We start from the raw sequence: 22055 nt of genomic DNA on the forward strand, positions 1-22055 counted from the left end.
CCGCCATCGTGCCAACTTCGCGGCCGCGCTGCCGGGTGGTGCGGTTTTGTGCCGGTCGCAGCCGGGTATTCCGTCGTTCGGGGCACCGGTGAAGGGGGGCGGCATGACCGTTTTGGACGACAGGGCCCGGACGGCACGGCCGATTTTCGCCGACGTGGCACCGGCGCCGTCGCCTCCGGAGGCGCCCGCGCGCGACTGGACGTGGATCAACTGGACGTTGTCGCTGCTGACCGCGCCGGGCGCGGTGTTGTTGATGGCGTTCGCGCTGTCCAGGGTGGCGGGCACCGCGTTGTGCAGCACCGCGGGCTGCCCGGCGCCGAGGGTCAACGCCTCGCTGTTCGGCCTGCTCTACCACGGGGCGGCCGGTGTTGCGGCGGTGACGCTGTTCCTTGCCTTCTTCTTCGCGACGACACGCCGGCGCGGGATCGCGGTCTGGGCGTGCGGCTGGGTCCTGTTGGTAGCCGACCTGCTGGTCCTGGTCGCGGTGTTTTGATGCCCCGGTTCGTGCAACTGACCGCCGCCGCCGCCGGATGCGCGACCCTTGGGCTCACCGCCGGTCTGGTGGTGGCATCCGCCGATCCGCAGGAGGCGGTCAACACGACCTGCAGCTACTCCCAGGTGGTGTCGGCGATGACCGATCAGTCACCGGGGATCGCCGAGCAGTTCTACGCGACGCCGGCGGCGCAGTCCTGGCTGCAGAACTTTCTGGCCGCGCCGCCCCTGCAGCGTCAGCAGCTGGTCGAACAGGCAGAGAGCACCCCCGAGGCTCCCGAGTACGTCGCGCTGTGGGGCCCGCTGGCCAACGGTTGCGATTACTACTGAGCCGGCGTCCTCGACGCTCACTCCTCGACGTTGTAGAACGAGTCGCCGTCTTCGGGGCTGCCGGAGACTTGAGCGCGGTGTCGGCCGCCGGTGATCGCCCGGTCCGCCTCGTCCGATCCTGGGGGTGCCCCGGTGTCGGGTTGCTCGGCGGCCAGCTTGTCATCCCGTGACTCGTTGATCGCCGCGCCGCCCGGCTGCCAGCTCTCCGGTGGCGTGACGGTCGCATCCCCGTCGTCATTGCGAAGCTCGTCGGAGTCGGTGGCCTCGCTGGCCGGCAGCGTGTCGTCATCGGTGGTGTCGGTGGCGGGATCGACTTCGGGCTGATCGGTCATGTGCTTGGCGCTCTCGTTCGGTTTCCGAGGTCCGCGATCGGCTCAGTTGGCGATCGCCCATTGCGGTTGAGGCGACTCCGGTGTCATGTATCCGACGCCGCGGACCGTGTCGACGATCGACTCGTGTTCGGGGCCGAGTTTGGCGCGCAACCGCTGTACGTGGACGTCGACCTTGCGACGGCTGCCTCCGCCACCCCAGACCTCACGCAGCAGCCTGGTGCGGGTGAACGCCTGGCCCGCGTGCCGCACCAGATGGTTGAGCAGCTTGAACTCGGTGAGGGTGAGGTCGAGTTCGCGGTTCGACAGGGACGCGGTGTAGCTGTCCGGGTGGATGACGAGGTCGCCGAATTGCAGTGTGGTGTGGATTGATCCACGGCGGCGGGCCAGCGCCAAGCGCAGTCGCGCATGCGCCTCGGCAGGCCCCGCGGTGGCGACCAGAACATCGTCGACCTGCCAGTCGAGGTCGACCGCGGCGAAGTCTTCGGCGCTCACCACCGCAACCACCGCGGCCGACGGTAGCCAGGTGCACAGCCGCCGGCAGGTTTCACGCGAGATCGTCAGATCGGTGCAACCGTCCACCAGCACCGCTGTGGCGCTGTGGCAGTCGGCCGGGGCGGTGATGGCCAGTGGAGCGCGGACAACCGAATGCCCGAAGACGCGTAGGACCGACAGGGACTGTTCGAACTCGTCCCGGTCGGTCAGTAACAGAATGTCCATCGCCTGGCTCCCGCCCTCGGAAATTCCTCGGTGCCTTTCAAGGCACTATTACCCGCTACCGGGCGTGAATAACCGCCTAGCGATAGACCCGGCCCGCGCCGCGGGCCGGGCCTATCTTCCATCGGGCTACTGGTGGGACTGTTGGCGCGCCTCGGCCGCTTCCGCGCCGGCCCGGGCCGATTCGGCCTCGGCCTCACGCTTGGCGGCGTCGCGCTGCGCTTCACCCTTGTCCTGCTGTGCCTCGCCCTCGCGAGCCATCTCGTCGTTGCCGATCACAGTGCCGACGGCTTCCTTGGCCTTGCCTTTGACACCCTCGATCGTGCCGCGGATGCCTTCTTCGGGGCCGCTCTTCTTGTCGTCTGACATAAAATCCCTCCCTGATTTCGTGGATGCGACAGGCCCAGATGCTCGGTCGGCCCGCCACACCCGCAAGGCTTCCCGGCCGGTCGGCGGCCCAAACGTCGAATCGTCTTGACGCAGAGCCGATCAGCGCGGACGGTGGAGGAATGGAACGCCGCGTGCAACCGCGCCCCGGTGGCGACCGGTTGGGTCAGGAAGATGAAGAGGTCCGCTCGGCGATCAGGTTCGCCGGGGTGATTACCGCGGTCGGGGTGGCGTTCGTCTTGTTGGCGGCGTGGTGGACCAGCTCGTGTGAACCGGCCGCCGAAACCGTGGCGTGTGGCAGGCCGTACCGGGCCCTGCTCGCCGCGGGTGCGCCGGTGATCTTCGCCGCCGGCGGGGTGCGCGCATTCCTGCGTACCTACCGGGTGTGGCGAGCGCGTGGCACCTGGTGGGGGTGGCAGGGCGCCGGCTGGTTTCTGCTGTCATTGATGCTTCTCGTCCTGATTATGAGCGCTGGGCCGATCAGCGGTATGTCCTGATCAGACGCCCTTTGCGTCGGCTTCACTGCGGTATAGCTGTGAACATCCTGAAACACGGACGTTATTTAGATCACATCGAACTACGATAGTTTTTGGTAGCGCTCGGGTTCGCCACACAACGGACGGGACTCTCCGCGCGACCTCCGGATTGGCCGGACGAAGCAGAAAGGAAGACGCCATGGGCGACACGTTTCATGACCCCGTTGACCATGTCCGGACGACCCGGCCGCATGCCGGCCGTGCCGTGATCGACGTCATGGGCTGGCCGGGCTACACCCTGCTGGTGGTGAGCATGGTCGCCGGGGCCGGCTGCCTCACCGCGTTCGCCACCGGCCACGACCGTCAGGGCGCGGCGGTCGCCGCCTTCGCGGTGCTGGCCGGCGTGCTGGGCGCGTTGTGGCTGCTGATCGAGCACCGGCGGATCGGCAGGGTGAACAGGCAGTGGCACCTGGCGCACCCGGAGTTGCATCGGCAGCATTCGACCAGTTGATTTTCCGAACCCCAGACGGTCCGGCCGGTCATCCGGCCGGGCCGTTGTGTCGCTGCGCGATAAATCGATGGTTGAGTTGACCGATAACCGGGTACAGACCTCCCGTGACTAACCTCTGGGCGGCCGACCATGCGGTGATGACTGCGTGAATGGTCCATCGGTTCGCAGCGGTAATCTCGGTCCGACATCGCCGGGAGGCTCTATGACTGACATCCACAGCGACCGGACCTCACGGTCGTGTAGCGAGCGTGCCGTCGAATTGCGGGTCGCGCCACGGCTGGAGAATCTGGCGGTGGTGCGCATGCTCGTCGGCGCGATCGCGACCTACGAGGACCTCGACGTCGATACGGTGGCCGATCTCCGGCTGGCGATCGACGAGCTGTGTACCCAGTTGATCCGTTGCGCTGCCCCGAACGCGACGCTGAAAGTCGTCATCGACCCGAACGACGACGACATCGCGATCGAGGCCTCGGCGGCCGGTGACGGAGTCGAGGTGCTGACGCCGGGCAGCTTCAGCTGGCATGTGCTCACCTCGCTGGTGGATGACGTGCAAACCTTCCGCGTCGGCCCCGAATCCGACGGCGCGGGTGAGGTCTTCGGTGTGACGTTGACGACCCGGCGGGCGGAATCCAGGCGGTGACCCCGCGCGCCGCCGGGAGCGGCTCCCAATCAGGCTCGGAGTATTCCGACGTCGGGGACATGTTTCGTGAGCTGGCTCAATACGAGCCGGACTCCGCCGATTTCCGGAATCGCAAAGACAAGATCGTCGAGCGGTGCCTGCCGCTGGCCGACCACATCGCCCGCCGGTTCGAGGGCCGCGGCGAGCTGCGCGACGACCTGGTTCAGGTCGCGCGGGTGGGTCTGGTCAACGCCGTGACACGGTTCGACGTCGAGACCGGGTCGGATTTCGTCTCGTTCGCCGTCCCGACGATCATGGGCGAGGTCCGCCGCCATTTCCGGGACAACAGCTGGTCGGTCAAGGTGCCCCGACGGCTCAAGGAGCTGCACCTGCGGCTCGGGGCCGCCACCGCGGACCTGTCGCAGACGCTGGGCCGGGCGCCGACCGCCTCGGAACTCGCCCGTGATCTGGAGCTGAGTCGTGACGAGGTCGTCGAAGGGCTGGTCGCGGGCAGCTCCTACAACACCCTGTCCATCGACAGCGGCGGCAGCTCGGATGAGGATGACGTCCGCTCGATCGCCGACACCCTGGGCGACATCGACGCCGGGATGGACCGGATCGAGGATCGAGAAGCGTTACGGCCCTTGCTCAACGCACTGCCGGAACGGGAACGCACCGTGTTGATACTGCGATTTTTCGAGTCGATGACTCAGACCCAGATCGCCGAGCGGGTGGGCATCTCGCAGATGCACGTTTCGCGCCTGCTGGCCAAATCACTGGCCAAACTACGCGATCAGCTGGAGTAGCCGGCGGCGGCTCACCCACCCAGTACGTTCTGAGCCGACAGCGATGACATCACCTCGTCCAGCCCGTCGAAGCTCTCCCTCTTCAACGCCCGCAGGGTGTCCACCAGCCTCGGGTCGGCCCCGTTGCTTTGGGCGTGCTCGGCGAGTTCCGCCGCTGTGCCCGGGTAGTCGAAACCCTTGAGGCACATCTGAACGTGGGTCACATGAAACGCCATATCTGCGCAGTACCCGGCGATCCCGGGCCGGAAACACCCGCCGCACATCGCCGGCCTCATCAGTCACCCGCGGTCAGGCCGCGGGTGGCGGGGCCTTCCAGAAGCGTGCCGTCGGGGGCGAAACGCGACCCGTGCAACGGGCACTCCCAGGCCCGGTCGGCGTCGTTCCAGTTGACGATGCCGCCGAGGTGCGGGCAGACCGGCGAGACCCGGTGTTCGACGCCGTTCACCCGGCATTGGGCCTGCAGGTGCCACGGCGGTCCGCTGACCACACCGGCGGCGTCGTGCCCCAGACCCTGTCGGCCGATGCGGGCGGTCGGGGCGATCCACCCCTTTGCGAGATTGAATCCGACCTCCAGATTGGCCGTTATCGCGGTGGACAGGCCGCGCAGCTCGTGGGTGCTCCAACTGGCGAACGCCCGGTCCCATTCCGGACGCCTGCCCAGCAGCCGGCCCGACAACGCCAGCGCTGCGGCCGCCCCGTTGGTCATGCCCCATTTATTGAAACCCGTTGCCACGCAGATGGTGTCGCTGTCGGGAAGGATCGGCCCGACATAGGGAAGCTCGTCGGCGGGAGCGTAGTCCTGCGCCGACCACAGGTGGGTACGGGTCGCATCCGGGAAATGCCGCAGCGTCCACGACTCCAGTTCGGCCAGCGCATCGCCTGCGTGCTTGGCGCGACCGACGATGTGTCCCGCCCCGCCGACGACCAGCACCTCGGAGCCGTCTGACAGGGCGTAGCGCAGCGATCGGGTCGGCGAGTCGGTGGAGATCATCATCGCGCGGGTGATCTCGCCGGGCACGTCGAACGCCATGCAGTACGAGCGGTTGGGCTTGACCCGGGCGAAGAATCCGCCACGGTCCAGGACCGGGATGCCGGTGGCCAGCACCAGTCGGTTGGCCTGCAGTTCGCCGCGCACTCGCGGACCGTCGACCTGCAACCTCAATCCATCTCGGCCGCCGGAGACACGTTGCACCCGAGCGTGTTCCACCAGCTGTCCGCCGATGGCGAGAAACTCGGCGCGCAGCGCGTCGAGGAACTGCATCGGATCGAACTGCGCCTGCTCGCCCAGCCGCACCCCGCCGTGATAGGGAAACGGCACGTCGGCCCGCGCCTCCCAGGTCACCGGCAGATCCACCGCGCGGCACACGTCGAATTCGGCGCGCGCCGCCCGCACGCCCTGCTCGGACTGGGCGAAGGTGTAGGCGTCCTCGCGCTGCACCGCGACACCGCTTGCCGCACAGAACGACAGCAGCCAGTCCTGCCCGGCACGGTTGCCGTCCAGGTATGCACCCGCCATGTGCTTCCCGTGCTTGGCCGTTAATCGCGACAGCTGGGTGCCCTGCAGCAGGCTGATCTTGCCGGTGGTGTTACCGGTTGCGCAGGAACCGACGGTCCGGCCCTCTAGCACCAGCACTTCCCGGCCCGCTCGCGCCAGCAGAACCGCGGTCATCAATCCGGTGATACCGGCGCCCGCCACCACCACATCGGCGAACGCGGGCAGATCCTCCACGGTGGCCGAAGCCGGCGATGTCGCGATCCTGTCAGCGAGCCACAACGACGTCATGGTCGATCAGTTACCCGGTACCGCGCCGGTGAAACGTGCCCGGCGCCACCACGGTGGGTTTCGGCCGCGACGCGATGGGTATGCGATCGGTCGAATGCCGAGCTGATCCGGGAGGGAAACCGATGGACGCATTGACCTTTCTTCGTGCCGACCACGAAAGTGTGCTGGGCATGCTGGAAGTACTCGACGGCGCGCCGCGGGGCGACGGTGACCACGTGAGCGGCTTGGCGACCATGGTCACCAATCTGGTGATCGCCGAGTCGCAACACGAGGCGATCGAGGAACAACTGTTCTGGCCCGCGGTCCGGGCAGCGCTCGACGACGGCGACGCCTTGGCGGACCACGCCATCGGCCAGGAGGAAGCCGGCAAGGCGCTCCTGCAGCAGCTCGAGGACGGCCACCCCGGCGAGCCCGAGTATCACCGGGCGCTGGACGAATTCATCGCGGCGGCCCGTGAGCACATCGACTACGAGCAGAACGTGGTGTGGCCGCGATTCCAAACGGCGGTCAGCATCCACGACCTCGAGCAGTTGGGCGACAAACTGCAAACCGCCAAGAAGATCGCCCCGACCCGGCCGCACCCCAACGCCCCCTCCGGCGGGTTGGCCCAGAACACCCTGGGCGTGGCCGTTGGCGCCGTCGACCATCTGCGCGACCACCTGAGCGGCCGGACGGCGGACAACCCGCCCGATGCCCCCAAGAGCTGACCGTCCAAGAGCTGACCGTCGCGGCCGGCCGAGCGCCTAGTCCGGCGGTTCGTCCGGTGACCCGTGCCGGGGGCTCTCACGGGCCGGGGTCTCGTAATCGTGCTCCTTGGCGACCTTCTCGTCGAGCCGGTCGACGGTGTCCTCCAGGTCCTTCGCGTGATCCGGGCGCTCGTCACCGCGTCGTGTCATCGCTGCGGCCTTCCAATTACCCCGTGGCGCTGTGCTGTTCGTGCGCGAACGGCTTCTCGGACTGTACGGCGGGGCTACCGTCGGGGTTGTCCTGGGGACCGCGGTTCTGCCGTACGGAACCGCCGAGCCAATCCCGGGTCGGGCTCTTGACGTACTCCCACTCGATGCCCTTCGGCCAGGGCCCCTGCCCCTGGTTCCAGGGACCCCGGCTGGTCTCGCCCTCGGACATGTTGAACGCCACGTTCTGGAACCGCTCGTCGCCCGGTGCCTGCCCGGGTGGGAAGTTGACCGGCAGCTCGTTGAGGGCGGCGGTGAACTGCTGGAAGTGGGTGACCTCACGCGTCATCAGGAAGGTCAGGGTGTCCTGCACTCCGGGGTCGTCGGTGAACTGCTTGAGGTATTCGTAGACGACCTTGGCCCGGGACTCGGCGCCGAGATTGCTGCGCAGGTCCACCGAGGGGTCGCCGTTGGCGTTGATGTAGGCGCCGGTGAACGGGGTGCCCGCGGCGTTGCTCACGTGCGGACCGCCGCCGGTCTCAATGAAGTGCAGCGGGTTGAGCGCAACCTGGTGGATGATCTGATCGCGACCGTCGCCGTTGGCGACCGCCGGCATCCAGTCGCAGCGCTCGTTGGCATTCTTCAGGTCGTCGTTGAGGCCGTCGAGCAACAAGGTGATCAACGAACCCACCATCTCGAGGTGACTGAGCTCCTCGGTGGCGATGTCCATGAACAGGTCGTACATCTTCGGGTTCTTGCGACGCAGCAGGAACGCCTGGGTGAAATACTGCATCGCCGCCTTCAGTTCGCCGTTCTCACCACCGAACTGCTCCTGAAGCAGGTTGGCGAAGCGCGGATCCGGCCGCTCGACCCGGATCTCGAACTGCATCTCTTTGTTGTGGACGAACATGGCGGCTCCCTACACGGCGGTGGATCTGTTTCCGCGGCGTACCCGAATGCACCGCCGCCAAACCTGAGCGGCGGGGTGATCGGCGCGCGTTTGCGCCGCAATCCGGGCGGGTAGCCGGGCGGTGTTCTCAAGAGACGACGGAGGCGATCCGATGCGGGCAGTCACATGGCAGGGCAAGCGCAATGTCCAAGTCGACACCGTCCCGGATCCGGTGATCGAGAAGCCGACCGACGCGGTGATCGAGGTGACGACCACCAACATCTGCGGATCCGATCTGCACCTCTACGAGGTGCTCGGTGCGTTCATGGATTCCGGCGACATCATGGGCCACGAACCGATCGGTGTCGTCCAGGAGGTCGGTCGCGGGGTCAGCAACCTCAAGGTGGGTGACCGGGTGGTCATCCCGTTCCAGATCGCATGCGGGCACTGCTGGATGTGCCGCCAGGGCCTGCCGACCCAGTGCGACACCACCCGGGTGCGCGAGCAGGACACCGGTGCCGCGCTGTTCGGCTATTCCAAGCTCTACGGCCAGGTTCCGGGCGCGCAGGCACAGTACCTTCGGGTGCCCCAGGCGCAGTTCACCCACATCAAAGTGCCGGAGGGGCCGCCGGATTCGCGGTTCGTGTACCTGTCCGACGTGCTGCCGACCGCGATGCAGGCGGTGGACTATGCCGCGATACCCGATGGCGGGTCGGTGACCGTGCTGGGACTCGGGCCGATCGGCGACATGGCGGCCCGCATCGCCGCTCATCAGGGAGCCCGGGTGATCGGCGTAGACCTGGTGCCTGAGCGGCTGGGTCGGCTGTCTCGGCGGGGGATCGAAACCATCGACCTGCGTGAGGTATCCGACCTCGGCGAGGCGATCCGTGACCGCACCGACGAGCGGGGAACCGACGCGGTGATCGACGCCGTCGGCATGGAGGCGCACGGCTCCGGCGGCGCCAAGGCCGTGCAGCAGCTCAGCTCCCTGCTGCCGGACGCCGTCGCCGGCCCGTTGATCAGCAAGGCCGGAATCGACCGGCTCGCCGCGCTGTACTCCGCTATCGACGTCGTGCGCCGCGGCGGCACGGTGTCGATCGTCGGCGTCTACGGCGGCAAACTGGACCCGTTGCCGATGTTCACCTTGTTCGACAAGCAGATTCAGCTGAGGATGGGGCAGGCCAACGTCAAACCGCGGGTCGACCGGATGATGGCGCTGCTGACCGACGACGACCCGCTGGGTGTCGACACCTTCGCCACCCACGAACTGCCGCTGGAGCAGGCTCCGCACGCCTACGAGATATTTCAGGAGAAGCGCGACGGCGCGGTGAAAATCCTGCTCAAGCCGTGACAGCGCCGGCCAGCCGGTGCGCCGATTCGAACAGCAGCGCGTGCGCGAACGCCTGCGGCAGGTTGCCGCGCAACTGGCGCTGGCCCACGTCGTACTCCTCGGTGAGCAGTCCCGGCGGGCCGCACGCGGTGCGGCCCCGCTCGAACCACTGCAGCGCCGCAAGATCGTCGCCCTGCTGGTGATCGGCCAGCGCCATCACGAAGTTGCACAGCAGAAACGCGCCCTCGGCTTCACCGAGCGGGCGTTGGTCGGGCCGGTAGCGGTAGACGAAGCCGTCCCGGGTCAAATCAGCGCGCACCGCGGCCAGCGTGGCCAGCGTACGGGCATCGTCGCCGGGGACGGCTCCGCGCACACCGGGCAGCAGCAGGGCGGTGTCCACCCGAGAATCATCCGGTGCACGCTGCCACCTGCCGTCGGGGTGTAGGCAGTCGCTGCTGGTGTCGCTAACCAGCTTGTCGGCCAGTTGCTGCCAGTGGGCGCCCTCGCGAAGGGACGCCGTCCCGGCGATCTGGCGCAGACCCGCCGCACACATCAACCGCGAATGCGCCCAGCGGTGGTTGTCAAGCTCCCACACCCCGGCGTCAGCGTCGCCGCAACGCTTTTCGATCGCCGCCACCAGGGTGTGTACCGCACGCCAATGGGTGCCGTCCAACCGGTCCAGCCGGGCCGCGGCGGCCAGCAGCAGCAGCGCCTCCCCGAAACTGTCCAGCTGGAACTGGTCGCGTACCCAGTTGCCGGTTTTGGCCGCCGCGCCCGGGTAGCCGGGCAGCGACAGATCCTGTTCCGGCGGTGGCGCGGTGGCGTCGACGCAGTAGGCCGGCCGCAGGTCGGGCCCGTCGGTGAGCACCCGCTCGGTGACGAACCGGACGGCGTCATCGAGCAACGGATGGGGTCCTGCGACGGCGATCGCCTGCCCGGTGTAGCACTGGTCGCGGATCCAGCAGTAGCGGTAGTCGAAATTGCGCCCGGCCTCGGCCCGTTCCGGCAGCGACATCGTCGCGGCGGCAACCATCCCGCCGCCGCTGCTGGTCAAGCCGCGCAGCACCGCGTAGGCCTGCTGCGCGTCGACGTCGGCCACGGTGCCGGTGAGCTCCGGGACCGTTCGCGTCCACGCGCTTTCGGTGGCGAACCAGGTGTCGGCGGCGTGAACCGGCTCGGATGTCAGCTCGCGATCGGATAACTCCAGTACCAGATCGTGATCGCGGCCGGGAACCACGTCGATGCTCACGCGCAGCGAACCGTCGGCGGCGCGCTGAGCGTCGCCGCCTCCGGCCCACCGGAACCGGTGCGGCCCGGATCGTCCGGTCCAAATCCCGTCGGTGCACGACAACTTCGACATCTCGGTGGCGCCGAAATCGGCCCGAACGTCCAGCGCGACCTGCATCCGCACCGGCTGGTCGAGCGCTCGGATGCGGCGCAGCACCACCGCGGTGTCCGGGTCGCCGGGAAAGGCCAGCGCCTCGCGGCACTCGACGATCCCGTCGGTGGTGACCCAGCGGGACCGCCAGATCAACGACCGTTCCTCGTAGTGGCCGCCCCACACATAGCGTCGTTGCGGGGTGACGGCGTACAGTCCGGCGCCGCCCAGCAGTGAACTGAACACCGCCGGGCTGTCCCAGCGGGGCAGACACATCCAGCAGAAGTCCCCGCGGGGCCCGACCACGATCCCACGCTCACCGTCGGCGATCAGCGCGTACTGACGCAGTACCTGCGGGGGATACCGTTGCAGCAGCGAGTGGCAGGCGTCCATGTCCGGGTGCATACCCCCGGCCGGGGCCGGATAGTCACCGGGGTAGGAATCCCCCCGGGCGTGCCGGTGCCCGGTCCCCATTACAGCGGCTGATCTGAAAGTGTGTCGGGAGGCCTGAGGTGCGCGGCGGCGAAATCCGCCGCCTGGGCCGTCATCCCGTTAGCCGCATAGGCGGTGTGGGCCGCACCGTCGGCACCCGCTGAGCAGACCGGGTCGCCGGGGGCGCACAGGTCGATCGACTTGGCGGCGAAGCGCGGTCCGATCACCAGGGGTGGGGCGCCGAGGGAATTCAGGAACGCCGCCGACGGCCTGCCGAGCAATGCCACGGCGGCGATATGCCCGTCCGCCTGCGGTGGCAGCGGCGGCGGAAACCCGTCGGCTGCGGGCGCTGGTGCGGTGAGATAGCCGATGAGCGCCGCGCCCCGGGAGTACCCGCCGAGCACCAGTGTGGTGTCCGGGCAGCCCGCGACCATATCGCTGATGTGGCCGGCGGCGTCGGCGACCCCGGCGACAGTCGGGCCGAATTCGGATACGGACGGGAAATTGACGGGGTAGACACCCACCGGGCGGCCGCCGACCCGCCACCGCAGTGCGTCGATGAACTGCTGACCCATCCATCCGACGCCCGGCGGTTCGGCGGTGCCACGGGCGAACACCACCTCGACATCGGGGCAATCGGAGGCGACTGCGTCCCCGGCGGGCCACCAGGAGACCAGCGTGCAACCCGCCAGGCCGACCGCAGCGAGTATTCGAGTAATCACAGCATTTCGTCCGATACCCACATCTGCTTCTCGGCAAACCGTGGGTTTAGCTCGACCGAAAACGGCAAGCCTACCTCCGTACCGTCACCGAACGGGACATGAGTCGAAGGGGAGAAATCAATGATCACAACGTCTTTGACCAGGCTGGCCGCCGCTGTCGGCGGCGTGGCCTTGGCGCTGTCCGCGGCGGGGGTCGCGTCCGCGGATCCGGCGCAGGATCCGGCGGTCAGCACCACCTGCAGCTACTCACAGGTGGTGGCGGCGATGAACGCGCAATCGCCGGAAACTGCAGCACAATTCAACGCCACGCCCATGGCGCAATCGTTCTTGCAGAATTTCCTCGCCTCACCGCCGCCGCAGCGTGAGCAGATGCTTCAGCAGGCCCAGGGCGTGCCCGAAGCCGCGCAGTTCGTCAACCTGGTCGGACCCATCGCCAAGACCTGCAACAAGTACTGAGTGATGGTTCAGTCGACCGGCGCCGGCAACGCCATTGCGGACGCGGCCAAGCGGGAGGCCGACGCGTACAGCGGCGACAACCCACGGCCGTTGGGGGGATATGTGATGGCGTTGCTGGTGTACGGGGGGTTGGTCGCGGCGGTGACGGTGGCCGCCGCGGCCACCGGTCGGCGTCTGCCGCAGCGGTGGGCGGCCGGCGACCTGCTGACGGTGACCGTGGGTACCCATAAACTCTCCCGAACGCTCACCAAGGACGCGGTGACCAGCCCGCTGCGGGCGCCGTTCGCCCGTTACGCGGGTACCGGCGGACCCGCCGAGGTGATGGAGGAGACCCGCCATTCAACGCAGTTGCGCCACAGCCTGGGGGAGCTGTTGACGTGCCCGTTCTGCCTGGATATGTGGGCGGTCACCGCGTTCACCGCCGGGCTGGTGTTCGCGCCCCGGCCGACTCGGCTGGTGGCCGGCACCTTCACCGCACTGGCCGGCGCGGATTTCCTGCAACTGGCCTACGCGAAAGCTCAGCAGCTCGCCGAGCAGTAACCGATCGAAAGATCCCCTCGAGATGGTCACCGGTTGTTTCCCTTTCGCCTCGCCGCGGGCGGCCCACCCATGAGCAGTATCGCGTTCAACCTGCCGCGGTCGGTGACGTTGGCCGCCGACCTCGCGCTGCTAGGGGTGGCTGCCACTCACGGGTACGTGCTGGCCACCACGCCCGGACCGCCGGGGTACTTCATTGCGTACTGCGTCGCGATGATCATCGGCTGCCTGGCCGCCGCCGCGATCGCCTGGATCGACATCGACGACATCGTGCCGGGCTGGGGGTGGTGGGCCGGCAGTGTCCTCTGCGCCGCGTTCGTGATCGGCTACCTGATCAGCCGGCTGGTGAGCCTGCCGGGCCTGCCGGCCTTGACCGGTCGGTGGGACATCGCGCCGGGGAACCTCGCGCTGGCCTGCGCCGGCGCCTTCCTCGCATTGCATCTGACAGTGCTGGCCGGCATCAACGTGGCATTCGGGCAGCGCAGGGCGTGGTACTACTGATGACACTCGACTACCCCGCCTGGCTGCGCGTCGACCACTGGCTCAACGTGTTGTTCCTGACGCTGCTGCTGCGCAGCGGAATCGAGATCTTGTCCACGCATCCGAAGCTCTACCGCCACGAAGACAGTGCCCCCGGAACCCAGTGGGCCAAGTTCACCGGAAAAGTGATGCCGAAGGACAAGCTGTACGACACCTTGGATGAGGAGGAGGACTACCACCCGATCATCGCGCTGCCGGGACACGCGCAGCTCGGCATCGGCCGGCATTGGCACTTCGCCGCGGTCATCGGCTGGATCGTGGTGGGATCGTCCTACTACATCCTGCTTTTCGCGACCGGGCAGTGGCACCGGTACTGGCCGTATTCCTGGTCGATCTTCCCCGAGGCGTGGAACGACATCGTCACCTATCTCAGCTTTAACCTGCCGCCACTGCTGCCCGGCGAACCGTTGGACGCGATCCAGAAGCTGACCTACGCGGGTGTGATCTTCGGACTGGCGCCGTTTCAGATCCTCACCGGTGCCGCGCAGTCACCGGCGATCGAGGCCCGGTTCCCAAGGTATGTGCGGTTGTTCGGCGGCCGGCAGTCCGCCCGCAGCCTGCACTTCCTCGGCCTGGCGGCGTTTCTGGTGTTCATCGCGATCCACCTGTCGATGGTGTTCTTCTGGGGTTGGGGCCGGCTGACAGCGTTGATGATCTTCGGCTCGATCCGCAACACCCATTGGGCGACCGTGCTGTCCCTGCTCATCATCACGGTGGTCGTCACCGTCCATGTGGCGGCGACGGTGTGGAGCCAGCGCAGCCCGGCGTCGGTGCGGCGGGTGCTCGGCGCGGTGATCAGCGTGCCCCGCAAGGGCCTGCTGCGCCGGTTGGATTCGCGCCAGGATTACCCGCGTCGAGCGCTGTCGGCCGAGCACCGCGTCAATGGCAAGCCCCCGACCGCCGAGAACTACAAGGTGATGGCGGTGCACAACTTCGTCGATTGGCGGCTGCGGGTCGGCGGGCTGGTGGAGCAACCGGTGATATTGGATTTGGCCGGGTTGCGCGCACTGGCCGAACCGCAGACCCAACGGGTGCTGCACAACTGCGTGCAGGGCTGGACGTCGATCGGTGAGTGGACCGGACTTCCGCTGGGCACCCTGGTGGATCTGGTGCGGCCGTTGCCGCAGGCCCGCTACGTCTGCTTTATGAGCATGCAGGACAACAGCACCGACGAACCGAGCGCACACGGTGGCGGTCAGTTCTACGAGGTTTTAGACCTGAAGCTGGCCCACAAACCGCAGATGCTGTTGGCCTACGCGATGAACGGCGAACCGCTGCCGATCAAGCACGGGGCGCCGTTGCGACTGCGGGCCGAGACGCAGGTGGGTTTCAAAATGGCCAAGTGGATCAATCAGATCGAGTTCGTCGACGACTACGCCCAAATCGGGAAGGGACGTGGTGGCTGGCGCGAGGACAACGTCTACTACGGCATGGACGGAGAGATCTAGAGGTGACCGCCACCGCAGACGCGCAATCCCGTCCGGAACTTGTCGGCTTGGACGAGGCCGCCCGCGATCGGGTATCGGAGTTGGTGACGGTGCGCGGCGGGCGCTGCGCGGCCTGCGGTGGCACGGAGTTCGAGGTCGGCCAAGCGCTGTATCTGGGGTTTCTGTTCCTCGACGAAGACGACGACGCCTACCTGGTCGCCCTGACCTGCCGTGAGGCGTCCTGCCCGCAACCGCGAACGGCGATCCGGTTGCACCACAAAGAATTTCTCGCTAGATAGGCAGTTGGGGGCGGGCCAGGCCGAACCGCTCCACCAGCTCGGTCACGCCCCGCAACTCCTCGCAGACCGCCGCGAAACGGCGCTCGGCGTCCTCGCCGAGCAGGCCGCGGTCGTGGTAATAGACCAGTCGGCGCAGCCGGCCGGCCAGCGCGGTGCCCCACCGGATGCTCAGGTCGTAGATGTCCTCGTCGTCGACCTGCGCACGGCGCCCCAGTTCGCGCAGCGCGCGCAGCTGTTCGGTCAGCACCGCGACGTCGTCGTCGATGCTGATCCGCTGCGTCGTGCTCAATCGGCCTCCCGGAAAACAGTTCTCACAGTCTCGGTTTGGCGACACTGACCACGACCGGCTGACCCCGCAGGGTCAGATACACCCGATCGGCGCCGACCGCCATTCCGGACAGAGGTGCGGACCGGGCCGGCCCGGACGGTAGACCGGCCCGGTAGTCGATGACGCGCAGCATCGCGATGCTGGCGTGGGGGAAACCGGTGACGCTCGCCGACTCGAAAACCGTCACGTCGGTGTCGGTGGCGGCATACACCCGGGTCTCGTCGGAACCGAGATAGCGGATCGGAGAGGAGACCGGCGCGCGGCCGATCTCCTGTAATTCTTCTCCGCCGCGAGCGGACTCGACGGTGTAGAGCGTGTCGCGGGCGGCGTCGGCCAGATACAGCCGGCTCGTCGCCGTGCCGTCTCCGGCTGCGGCGACGACCTCGGCGTCGTAGCTGCCGCGCTGCTCCGGCGGCGACTGTCGCTGGAAAGACGCCTTGTAGTAAGAGACTCCGGACGGACCGTGGACATGGTACTCGATTGCGCGCCCGCGATTGGCGCCGTCGACGACACCGGCGGCGCCCGCGGCCACCCGAGCGGCCGGCAGTTGCCGCAGACCGAACTCCTCGACGGGGGTCACCGTCGATCCGTCGGCGGACAGCGCGAGCAGTATCCGCATACCCGAGACTTCCGACAGATAGGACGGGGCCGGCCCGGCGTCGATGTCGCCGACCTGCCGCAAGCCGGTCAACTCGACCGCCGCGACCCGGCCGCGGGCCGGCTGCGGTACGAACACGGTCCGGTCATCGGCGCGGCTGATCTGTACATTGCGCCCGGCGTCCAGTGGCACCGACAGCCGGGTGATGACCGCGCCGGGGTCGTCGGCGTGATCGACCGCCGCCAATCGGCCGTCCTCGGTGAGGGCGACGAGGGACCCGGTGCGATATGACCACACCGGATCGCGCAGCGGCGTCTGCACCCGCACCGATACGCTTTCCGGTGCACTGTGCAACGACCGTCCCGGTGTCGAGCAGCCGGCACACGCGAGGGCGGCGACGATCGCCGCGCAATACCAGGTCCGCCAGCTCATCCCGCCCGGGTACCCGCGGTGTGCGCCGGCTACACCGGTCCGTTTGTGCGATTGGGCCATCGGGTATGGGGGAGGTGTCCCGTATTACGGAGAGGGGAGTTCAATGTCTGAACCGCAAGCGGGCCGCCGGGTCGCGTTCCTGGTGGCGCCCGAAGGCGCCGAGGAGGTCGAGCTGACCGAGCCGTGGCGGGCGGTCGCCAGGGCCGGGGGCTGCCCGGTGCTGGTGTCGACGACCACCGGGCCGGTGCAGGCCTTCAACCATCTGGACCGCGGGGACCAATTCGACGTGGACCGGGTGGTCGACGACGTCTCAGCGGACGACTTCGACGCGCTGGTCCTGCCGGGTGGGGTAGCCAACCCGGACCAGTTGCGCACCGACGGACGCGCGGTCGCGTTCGTGCGGGAATTCTTCAACGCCGGCAAGCCGGTCGCGGTCATCTGCCATGGCCCATGGATCCTGGTGGAAGCCGGAGTCCTTGCCGGGCGGCGGATCACGTCGTGGCCGAGCCTGCGCACCGACATCGTCAACGCAGGCGGAGAATGGGTCGATGAGGAGCTGGTGCGTTGCGATTGCGGGCCGTCGATCCTGCTGTCGAGCCGCAAGCCCGACGATCTGCCGGCGTTCTGTGAGGCGTTGGTGGCTGAGCTTGCGTCGCAAGAGGTAACCCTGTGACCGGAGAACCCATGCCGGTACCGGTACAGACCGGCGATGACCACCGCGCGCGGCTCTGGGTCAACTGGGTCGCGGCCCTGTTGACCGCCGCCGGCGCCGCCCTGGTGATGGTTGTCGCGACGGGTGCGGTGATGAGCACCGCCGCGTGCAGCACCGCTGAGTGTCCCGACCTCGGCCCCGGCGGCGTCGTGTTCGGGGTGTTGTATTACGGGGCGCCGGTCATCGCGGCGCTGACCATCCTGGCCTCGTTCTGGACGGCGAAACGGCGTCGTGGGTTCGTTGTCCCGCTGATTGGTTGGGCGCTGTTGGCCTTGGACCTGCTGGCGCTGGTCATCGCGTTTCGGCGCTGACCGGAGCTAGGACGTCAGGACTTGCGGCGCAAGTTCTTTGAGCATGGTGTTGGCCCACTCCATCTGCCGCAGTGTCTCCGGGTGGCACTGGGTAGCAAGCTCGAGCAGGTCGGTGTCGCGGGCGGCCTGGGCACCCTGGACGAGCAGCTCCCAGTCGACCGACACCGCGGCGGCGTGCAGGTACACGCTGCGCAGGTCGGCAAGCAGGAGCAGTCCTGGTTCGGGTCGCCGGCCGAGCGCCACGCTGGCCATCTTCCGCACCGACGACATGACCTGCCCGATCCGCGGGGGCGAATCGGCCAGCCGCACTCCATGACTCGTTCCGGCCTCCGTGATCCGTCGGACGTGGTCGTCCGACCAACCCGCGAGATCAGCGCAGAGGTGAAAGACGTCGTGGTCGGCCTGGTGCCGCTCCCCGACGCGCCGGAACCGCCTGCCCAGCGACGTTTCGGAGCGGTGCAGTTCCCGCAACGCGAGGTCGAGTTTCACCAGCCGCTCCGGTCTGCGTTGGCACCCCGGCTGATGCGCACCACCGAAGTCTTGAAGTGTGGCTGTTTGGACACGGGGTCCCAGTCGGTGATGGTCAGTTCATTGGCCGCGCGATGGTGGCCGTCGTCGTCGGCGTCCCAGTAGCCGTAGTGAAACGGCAAGAACGCCACCCCGTCCCGGATGCCGCCCACCTGGGCGCGGGCCTGCACGCAGCCGCGCGGCGAGCGGATGACGGCCAGGTCTCCGTCCCGGATCCCGCGACGGCCGGCATCGCCGGCCGACAGTTGTACCCACACCTGCGGTGCCGCGTCGTTGAGTTGAGGCGCGCGACCGGTCTTGGTGCGGGTATGGAAGTGATAGACGGTGCGGCCGGTCGTCAGCCACAGTTCGTCGTCGTCGACAGGCCGCTCATGCGGTGGGGTGTAACCGGCGGGCCGCAGCATCGCCTTGCCGTCCGGGTTGGCTGCGCGATACTGGGTGGGTTCGATCGAGCCGCCGGTGATCAGATCTTTGCCGTAGCTCTCGCAGTCGTCCGGCTTACTCCAGAACTCGCCGTCGGTATACAAGCGTTCGGTGCCGTCGGGATGCTCAGCGTTGCACGGCCATTGGATGCCACTGCTGCCGCGCAGCTTCTCATAACTCAATCCGGTGTAGTCGCAAGGGCGGCCCGCACTGCACCGCTTCCAGGCCTCGAACGTCGCCTCCGGGTCTCGCCATGCGATCAGCGGGGCGCCGTCGGAATCGCGGAAGTCCATCCGCTCGGCGTAGTCGCAGAAGATCTCCAGGTCGGGGCGGGCCTGCCCGGGAGGGTCCACCGCCTTATCGGAGATGTGCACCGTGCGGTCGGCATTGGTGAACACTCCGGTCTTCTCACCCCATGCCGCGGCCGGCAGTACGACGTCGGCGAGTTCGGCGGTCTCGGTCGCGAAGATGTCCTGCACCACCAGAAACAGCCGGGTCTGTCCGAGGATGTGCCGGATGCGGCGCAACTCCGGCAGCGACACCGCCGGATTGGTGGCGCTGACCCAGAGCATCCGCAGGGTGCCCTGCTCGGCGAAACGCAACATCTGCATGGCGTGCGTCGGCTCCGAGTAGTGCGGGATCGTGGCGATGTCGACATTCCACAACCGGGCCAACTCGGCGACGTGGCCGTCATTGCGCCAATTGCGGAAGCCGGGCAGGTCGCCATTGGCGCCGCACTCCCGGGTGTTCTGCGCGGTCGGCTGCCCGTTCATCTGCAGAATGCCGGCACCCGGGCGGCCGAGCATGCCGCGGATCACGTTGAGGTTGTTGACCGCAACCGCCGCCGCGGTGGCCTGATGGGATTGGTAGAACCCCTGCAGCACAGTCGACAGCAGCCGCTGGGCGTGGCCGATTATCTCCGCGGCGCGTCGCAGGTCGTCGGCCGCGACATCGCAGATCGTCGCCACCCGCTCGGGCGGGTATTCGGCGACGCACGCCGCCAACGCGTCGTAACCGACGGTGTGGGCGGCGATGTAGTCGTGGTCCACCCAGTCGTGCGCGATCACCTCGTGCAGCAGGCCGTTCATCAACGCCAGATTGGTCCCGGGAACCGGTGCCAGGTGCACCGTCGCCTCCTTGGCGACCGGGGTCTCGCGCGGGTCGACGCAGATGATTTGCGGCGGGTTCGCGCCGGCCAGCCGGTCCAGCATCCGTGACCACAGCACGGTCTGGGTCTCGGCCACGTTGTGGCCGTAGAGCGCGATCACGTCGGCGTGGTCGACGTCGGTGTAGGAGCCGGGCTGGCCGTCGCAGCCGAATGTCTCCTTCAGCGCCCATTCCGCGGTGGCGGTGCACAGCCGGGTGTTGCCGTCGATGTGGTTGGTGCCCAGCCCGGCGCGGGCGATCACCCCGAGCGTGTAGTACTCCTCCAGCATCAGCTGACCGCTGGTGTAGAACCCGATCGAACCGGGCCCGGCATCGCGCAGCAGCGCCTTGGTGGTCGCCACGATCCGATTCATCGCCGTGTCCCAATCGGATTCGACCAGACGCCCGCCGTCACGCACCAGCGGCACCGTCAACCGATCGGGGGAGTTGTTGGCCTGCCAACCGAACAGGTCCTTCGGGTCGACCCGCCCGTGGTTGACCCGGTCGGCACGGCGTCCGCGCACCTCGGCGATCCGGCCGTTGTGGCTGGCGATGTCGATTCCGTCGCCGTTGGAATGCAACACAGCCGCCGACTGCGTCCAGTCCACCGCCTCGGGATCGAGACCCTCGGCCAGCTCGGTGTCCACCCGGTCGGGCCACCTCTGCCCCGCGGCATAGGGCGTGCGGGCACCCCACGGCTCCGCGATGCGGTCGGTCATGTAACTGCGGTTACCCGTTTCTGGCCGCGGGTATGCGCCGGGTATGGACCACCGCCGAGCACCCGTGTTGGAAGCGCTGGCCGACTACCACCGGTGCGGCCGGTACGGTTTCAGCCCGCCGGGGCACCGCCAGGGCCGCGGCGCCGACGAGCCGGTGCGTGCGGTGTTGGGGGGCGATCTGTTCCGTGCCGACGTGCTCGCCCGCGGTGGCCTGGACGACTGGCGCGCGGGCGGCGGTGTCCTGGCCGACGCCCAAGCACTGATGGCCGACGCGGTGGGTGCCGCGGCGACGTTCTTTTCCACCTGCGGCAGCTCACTGTCGGTACGTGCGGCGATGATGGCGGTGGCCGGTGGCGCCGACGGCGGGCTGCTGCTGCCGCGCGACAGCCACAAGTCGGTGGTGGGTGGCTTGATCTTCTCCGGTATCCAGCCGCGCTGGATCACGCCGCGCTGGGACGCCGACCGCCACTTTTCTCACCCGCCGTCACCCGAGCGGGTCGCCGGGGCATGGGAGGAACATCCCGACGCCGCGGGGGCGCTGATCATCAGCCCGTCACCGTACGGCACCTGCGCGGATCTGGCCGCCATCGCCGAGATCTGCCATGAGCGCGGCAAACCGCTGATCGTCGACGAGGCCTGGGGTGCGCACCTGCCCTTCCATCCCGACCTGCCGACCTGGGCGATGAGCGCCGGCGCCGACATCTGCGTGGTCAGCGTGCACAAGATGGGCGCGGGATTCGAGCAGGGCTCGGTGTATCACGTGCAGGGCGACTTGGTCGACCGGGACCGGCTCAAGGCATGCGCGGATCTGTTGATGACCACCAGTCCCAGCGTGCCCATCTACGCGGCACTGGACGGCTGGCGACGAAACATGGTGGCCCACGGGGGCGAACTGCTGGGCGCGGCACTGGGGTTGGCGCGCGAGGCGCGCCGGCGCATCGACGCGCTGCCCGACATCGAGGTGCTCGAAGACGTGCTGTTGGGGACGGAGGCCTCCCACGACCTGGACCGGCTGCAGGTACTGGTGGACGTGTCTGGAACCGGGACGTCGGGCTACCAGGCTCGCGACTGGCTGCGCGAACACCGTTGCCTCGATGTGGGTTTGGCCGATCACCGGCGCATCCTGGCCACCTTTTCCTTCGCTGACGGCGCGACCACTGCCGACCGGCTGGCGGAGGCTTTGCGCGGGTGGCGGACCGCCGCAGAGTCTTTCGATCCGCCCGCGCCGGTCCGGCTGCCCTCACCCGAGGAGCTGCAGCTGGAGACCGTCGCGCTGCCGCGGGACGCGTTCTTCGGCCGCACCGAGATGGTTGCCGCGGCAGACGCCGCGGGCCGGATTTCGGCCGAGCAGCTCACGCCGTATCCGCCCGGTATCCCGGCGGTGGTGCCGGGCGAGCGCCTCGACGCGGCCGTCATCGACTATCTGCGGTCCGGGCTGGCGGCCGGAATGGCGTTGCCCGACTCCGCCGATCCGGCGCTCGAACACTTCCGGGTGGTCGCTTGAG

Annotated in this window: 29 protein-coding genes; 16 read left to right on the forward strand and 13 right to left on the reverse strand. The window is 68.1% G+C overall.

The window, feature by feature from the left end; translation table 11 throughout:
- The first annotated feature begins 103 nt into the window (after positions 1–103).
- Both BST28_RS01600 and BST28_RS01605 read left to right on the forward strand, forming a co-directional pair.
- A complete protein-coding gene (locus BST28_RS01600) occupies positions 104–493 on the forward strand; it encodes a hypothetical protein (RefSeq protein WP_019735719.1) in 390 nt (129 codons plus the stop codon).
- The gene (locus BST28_RS01605; protein WP_019735718.1) at positions 493–822 is read left to right on the forward strand and encodes a hemophore-related protein; all 330 of its coding nucleotides are present in this window, start codon (positions 493–495) and stop codon (positions 820–822) included. The genes BST28_RS01600 and BST28_RS01605 overlap by 1 nt, the downstream gene beginning before the upstream one ends.
- A 17-nt stretch (positions 823–839) precedes the next feature.
- On the opposite strand, the gene BST28_RS01610 is transcribed toward BST28_RS01605, so the two are convergent.
- The 3 genes from BST28_RS01610 to mbp1 form a co-directional block, all read right to left on the reverse strand.
- Positions 840–1154 carry a hypothetical protein gene (locus BST28_RS01610; protein WP_019735717.1) on the reverse strand — a complete coding sequence of 105 codons (315 nt, stop codon included), beginning with the start codon at positions 1152–1154 and terminating at the stop codon, positions 840–842.
- 42 nt (positions 1155–1196) lie between these two features.
- Complete coding sequence (locus BST28_RS01615; RefSeq protein WP_019735716.1) at positions 1197–1871, reverse strand: winged helix-turn-helix domain-containing protein; 675 nt, start codon at positions 1869–1871, stop codon at positions 1197–1199.
- A gap of 126 nt (positions 1872–1997) precedes the next feature.
- Positions 1998–2237 (reverse strand): microaggregate-binding protein 1, encoded by a 240-nt coding sequence (gene mbp1, locus BST28_RS01620; RefSeq protein WP_019735715.1) that lies wholly within the window; start codon positions 2235–2237, stop codon positions 1998–2000.
- A 140-nt stretch (positions 2238–2377) separates the two neighbouring features.
- On the opposite strand from mbp1, the gene BST28_RS01625 reads away from it, so the two are divergent.
- The 4 genes from BST28_RS01625 (at position 2378) to BST28_RS01640 (ending at position 4667) form a co-directional block, all read left to right on the forward strand.
- Positions 2378–2752 (forward strand): hypothetical protein, encoded by a 375-nt coding sequence (locus tag BST28_RS01625; protein WP_019735714.1) that lies wholly within the window; start codon positions 2378–2380, stop codon positions 2750–2752.
- A gap of 178 nt (positions 2753–2930) precedes the next feature.
- A complete protein-coding gene (gene usfY, locus BST28_RS01630) occupies positions 2931–3242 on the forward strand; it encodes a protein UsfY (RefSeq protein WP_019735713.1) in 312 nt (103 codons plus the stop codon).
- A 202-nt stretch (positions 3243–3444) separates the two neighbouring features.
- Entirely contained in the window at positions 3445–3882 is a 438-nt protein-coding gene (locus tag BST28_RS01635; RefSeq protein ID WP_019735712.1) for an ATP-binding protein, read from the forward strand.
- Positions 3879–4667, forward strand: coding sequence for an RNA polymerase sigma factor SigF (locus BST28_RS01640; protein WP_019735711.1), 789 nt, complete (start codon positions 3879–3881; stop codon positions 4665–4667). The genes BST28_RS01635 and BST28_RS01640 overlap by 4 nt, the downstream gene beginning before the upstream one ends.
- Positions 4668–4678: 11 nt before the next feature.
- Here BST28_RS01640 and BST28_RS01645 read toward each other — a convergent pair whose 3' ends face one another.
- Positions 4679–4882: a DUF2795 domain-containing protein gene (locus tag BST28_RS01645; protein ID WP_019735710.1), complete on the reverse strand. Its 204-nt coding sequence runs from the start codon at positions 4880–4882 to the stop codon at positions 4679–4681.
- A 59-nt stretch (positions 4883–4941) separates the two neighbouring features.
- Complete coding sequence (locus BST28_RS01650; protein WP_083079604.1) at positions 4942–6450, reverse strand: FAD-dependent oxidoreductase; 1509 nt, start codon at positions 6448–6450, stop codon at positions 4942–4944.
- Between the two features lie 122 nt (positions 6451–6572).
- Between BST28_RS01650 and BST28_RS01655 the strand changes: the two genes are divergently transcribed.
- A complete protein-coding gene (locus BST28_RS01655; RefSeq protein WP_029248911.1) occupies positions 6573–7157 on the forward strand; it encodes a hemerythrin domain-containing protein in 585 nt (194 codons plus the stop codon).
- A 36-nt stretch (positions 7158–7193) separates the two neighbouring features.
- Here BST28_RS01655 and BST28_RS23945 read toward each other — a convergent pair whose 3' ends face one another.
- Together BST28_RS23945 and BST28_RS01660 are read right to left on the reverse strand one after the other, a co-directional pair.
- Entirely contained in the window at positions 7194–7346 is a 153-nt protein-coding gene (locus BST28_RS23945) for a hypothetical protein (RefSeq protein ID WP_019735707.1), read from the reverse strand.
- A 16-nt stretch (positions 7347–7362) separates the two neighbouring features.
- Positions 7363–8253 (reverse strand): manganese catalase family protein, encoded by an 891-nt coding sequence (locus BST28_RS01660; RefSeq protein ID WP_019735706.1) that lies wholly within the window; start codon positions 8251–8253, stop codon positions 7363–7365.
- 151 nt (positions 8254–8404) lie between these two features.
- Between BST28_RS01660 and BST28_RS01665 the strand changes: the two genes are divergently transcribed.
- A complete protein-coding gene (locus tag BST28_RS01665; RefSeq protein WP_083079606.1) occupies positions 8405–9583 on the forward strand; it encodes an alcohol dehydrogenase catalytic domain-containing protein in 1179 nt (392 codons plus the stop codon).
- Here the strand turns inward: BST28_RS01665 and BST28_RS01670 are convergent.
- Together BST28_RS01670 and BST28_RS01675 are read right to left on the reverse strand one after the other, a co-directional pair.
- Positions 9573–11333, reverse strand: coding sequence for a glycoside hydrolase family 15 protein (locus BST28_RS01670; RefSeq protein ID WP_083079770.1), 1761 nt, complete (start codon positions 11331–11333; stop codon positions 9573–9575). The two genes, BST28_RS01665 and BST28_RS01670, sit on opposite strands and share 11 nt — an antisense overlap.
- 80 nt (positions 11334–11413) lie before the next feature.
- Positions 11414–12094 carry a cutinase family protein gene (locus BST28_RS01675; protein ID WP_029248909.1) on the reverse strand — a complete coding sequence of 227 codons (681 nt, stop codon included), beginning with the start codon at positions 12092–12094 and terminating at the stop codon, positions 11414–11416.
- A gap of 123 nt (positions 12095–12217) precedes the next feature.
- On the opposite strand from BST28_RS01675, the gene BST28_RS01680 reads away from it, so the two are divergent.
- The 5 genes from BST28_RS01680 (at position 12218) to BST28_RS01700 (ending at position 15353) form a co-directional block, all read left to right on the forward strand.
- Positions 12218–12550 carry a hemophore-related protein gene (locus BST28_RS01680; protein ID WP_234808173.1) on the forward strand — a complete coding sequence of 111 codons (333 nt, stop codon included), beginning with the start codon at positions 12218–12220 and terminating at the stop codon, positions 12548–12550.
- Positions 12551–12553: 3 nt separating this feature from the next.
- On the forward strand, positions 12554–13090 hold the full coding sequence (locus tag BST28_RS01685) for a DUF1360 domain-containing protein (protein WP_083079772.1): 537 nt from the start codon (positions 12554–12556) through the stop codon (positions 13088–13090).
- Positions 13091–13159: 69 nt separating this feature from the next.
- Entirely contained in the window at positions 13160–13588 is a 429-nt protein-coding gene (locus tag BST28_RS01690) for an oxidoreductase (RefSeq protein WP_083079610.1), read from the forward strand.
- On the forward strand, positions 13585–15075 hold the full coding sequence (locus tag BST28_RS01695) for a molybdopterin-dependent oxidoreductase (protein ID WP_083079774.1): 1491 nt from the start codon (positions 13585–13587) through the stop codon (positions 15073–15075). Before BST28_RS01690 ends, BST28_RS01695 begins: the two co-directional genes overlap by 4 nt.
- Positions 15076–15077: 2 nt before the next feature.
- Positions 15078–15353 carry a hypothetical protein gene (locus BST28_RS01700; protein ID WP_065288879.1) on the forward strand — a complete coding sequence of 92 codons (276 nt, stop codon included), beginning with the start codon at positions 15078–15080 and terminating at the stop codon, positions 15351–15353.
- Here the strand turns inward: BST28_RS01700 and BST28_RS01705 are convergent.
- Positions 15346–15642: a hypothetical protein gene (locus BST28_RS01705; protein WP_065288880.1), complete on the reverse strand. Its 297-nt coding sequence runs from the start codon at positions 15640–15642 to the stop codon at positions 15346–15348. The two genes, BST28_RS01700 and BST28_RS01705, sit on opposite strands and share 8 nt — an antisense overlap.
- A 22-nt stretch (positions 15643–15664) precedes the next feature.
- Complete coding sequence (locus BST28_RS01710; protein WP_083079612.1) at positions 15665–16711, reverse strand: hypothetical protein; 1047 nt, start codon at positions 16709–16711, stop codon at positions 15665–15667.
- A gap of 103 nt (positions 16712–16814) precedes the next feature.
- On the opposite strand from BST28_RS01710, the gene BST28_RS01715 reads away from it, so the two are divergent.
- Positions 16815–17384: a type 1 glutamine amidotransferase domain-containing protein gene (locus BST28_RS01715; RefSeq protein WP_065288882.1), complete on the forward strand. Its 570-nt coding sequence runs from the start codon at positions 16815–16817 to the stop codon at positions 17382–17384.
- 11 nt (positions 17385–17395) lie between these two features.
- Complete coding sequence (locus tag BST28_RS01720) at positions 17396–17734, forward strand: hypothetical protein (protein WP_065288910.1); 339 nt, start codon at positions 17396–17398, stop codon at positions 17732–17734.
- 6 nt (positions 17735–17740) lie between these two features.
- Here BST28_RS01720 and BST28_RS01725 read toward each other — a convergent pair whose 3' ends face one another.
- A complete protein-coding gene (locus tag BST28_RS01725) occupies positions 17741–18223 on the reverse strand; it encodes a hypothetical protein (RefSeq protein ID WP_083079616.1) in 483 nt (160 codons plus the stop codon).
- Positions 18220–20550, reverse strand: coding sequence for a molybdopterin oxidoreductase family protein (locus tag BST28_RS01730; protein WP_083079618.1), 2331 nt, complete (start codon positions 20548–20550; stop codon positions 18220–18222). The genes BST28_RS01725 and BST28_RS01730 overlap by 4 nt, the downstream gene beginning before the upstream one ends.
- 43 nt (positions 20551–20593) lie before the next feature.
- Between BST28_RS01730 and BST28_RS01735 the strand changes: the two genes are divergently transcribed.
- The gene (locus BST28_RS01735) at positions 20594–22054 is read left to right on the forward strand and encodes an aminotransferase class I/II-fold pyridoxal phosphate-dependent enzyme (protein WP_083079620.1); all 1461 of its coding nucleotides are present in this window, start codon (positions 20594–20596) and stop codon (positions 22052–22054) included.
- Position 22055: the final 1 nt, after the last annotated feature.

Origin of the sequence: Mycolicibacter kumamotonensis, assembly GCF_002086285.1 — a bacterium.
GTDB lineage: Bacteria > Actinomycetota > Actinomycetes > Mycobacteriales > Mycobacteriaceae > Mycobacterium > Mycobacterium kumamotonense.

What these genes read in the sequence shown, in the direction of transcription:
- BST28_RS01610 (WP_019735717.1), bottom strand. Translation starts at nt 1,154, where the DNA reads ATGACCGATCAGCCCGAAGTCGATCCCGCCACCGACACCACCGATGAC.
- BST28_RS01600 (WP_019735719.1), top strand. Translation starts at nt 104, where the DNA reads ATGACCGTTTTGGACGACAGGGCCCGGACGGCACGGCCGATTTTCGCC.
- BST28_RS01645 (WP_019735710.1), bottom strand. Translation starts at nt 4,882, where the DNA reads ATGGCGTTTCATGTGACCCACGTTCAGATGTGCCTCAAGGGTTTCGAC.
- BST28_RS01685 (WP_083079772.1), top strand. Translation starts at nt 12,554, where the DNA reads ATGGTTCAGTCGACCGGCGCCGGCAACGCCATTGCGGACGCGGCCAAG.
- BST28_RS01710 (WP_083079612.1), bottom strand. Translation starts at nt 16,711, where the DNA reads ATGAGCTGGCGGACCTGGTATTGCGCGGCGATCGTCGCCGCCCTCGCG.
- BST28_RS01690 (WP_083079610.1), top strand. Translation starts at nt 13,160, where the DNA reads ATGAGCAGTATCGCGTTCAACCTGCCGCGGTCGGTGACGTTGGCCGCC.
- BST28_RS01625 (WP_019735714.1), top strand. Translation starts at nt 2,378, where the DNA reads ATGGAACGCCGCGTGCAACCGCGCCCCGGTGGCGACCGGTTGGGTCAG.
- BST28_RS01655 (WP_029248911.1), top strand. Translation starts at nt 6,573, where the DNA reads ATGGACGCATTGACCTTTCTTCGTGCCGACCACGAAAGTGTGCTGGGC.
- BST28_RS01670 (WP_083079770.1), bottom strand. Translation starts at nt 11,333, where the DNA reads ATGGACGCCTGCCACTCGCTGCTGCAACGGTATCCCCCGCAGGTACTG.
- BST28_RS01715 (WP_065288882.1), top strand. Translation starts at nt 16,815, where the DNA reads ATGTCTGAACCGCAAGCGGGCCGCCGGGTCGCGTTCCTGGTGGCGCCC.
- usfY (WP_019735713.1), top strand. Translation starts at nt 2,931, where the DNA reads ATGGGCGACACGTTTCATGACCCCGTTGACCATGTCCGGACGACCCGG.
- BST28_RS01730 (WP_083079618.1), bottom strand. Translation starts at nt 20,550, where the DNA reads ATGACCGACCGCATCGCGGAGCCGTGGGGTGCCCGCACGCCCTATGCC.
- BST28_RS01665 (WP_083079606.1), top strand. Translation starts at nt 8,405, where the DNA reads ATGCGGGCAGTCACATGGCAGGGCAAGCGCAATGTCCAAGTCGACACC.
- BST28_RS01735 (WP_083079620.1), top strand. Translation starts at nt 20,594, where the DNA reads ATGGACCACCGCCGAGCACCCGTGTTGGAAGCGCTGGCCGACTACCAC.
- BST28_RS23945 (WP_019735707.1), bottom strand. Translation starts at nt 7,346, where the DNA reads ATGACACGACGCGGTGACGAGCGCCCGGATCACGCGAAGGACCTGGAG.
- BST28_RS01615 (WP_019735716.1), bottom strand. Translation starts at nt 1,871, where the DNA reads ATGGACATTCTGTTACTGACCGACCGGGACGAGTTCGAACAGTCCCTG.
- BST28_RS01650 (WP_083079604.1), bottom strand. Translation starts at nt 6,450, where the DNA reads ATGACGTCGTTGTGGCTCGCTGACAGGATCGCGACATCGCCGGCTTCG.
- BST28_RS01720 (WP_065288910.1), top strand. Translation starts at nt 17,396, where the DNA reads ATGCCGGTACCGGTACAGACCGGCGATGACCACCGCGCGCGGCTCTGG.
- BST28_RS01605 (WP_019735718.1), top strand. Translation starts at nt 493, where the DNA reads ATGCCCCGGTTCGTGCAACTGACCGCCGCCGCCGCCGGATGCGCGACC.
- mbp1 (WP_019735715.1), bottom strand. Translation starts at nt 2,237, where the DNA reads ATGTCAGACGACAAGAAGAGCGGCCCCGAAGAAGGCATCCGCGGCACG.
- BST28_RS01635 (WP_019735712.1), top strand. Translation starts at nt 3,445, where the DNA reads ATGACTGACATCCACAGCGACCGGACCTCACGGTCGTGTAGCGAGCGT.
- BST28_RS01660 (WP_019735706.1), bottom strand. Translation starts at nt 8,253, where the DNA reads ATGTTCGTCCACAACAAAGAGATGCAGTTCGAGATCCGGGTCGAGCGG.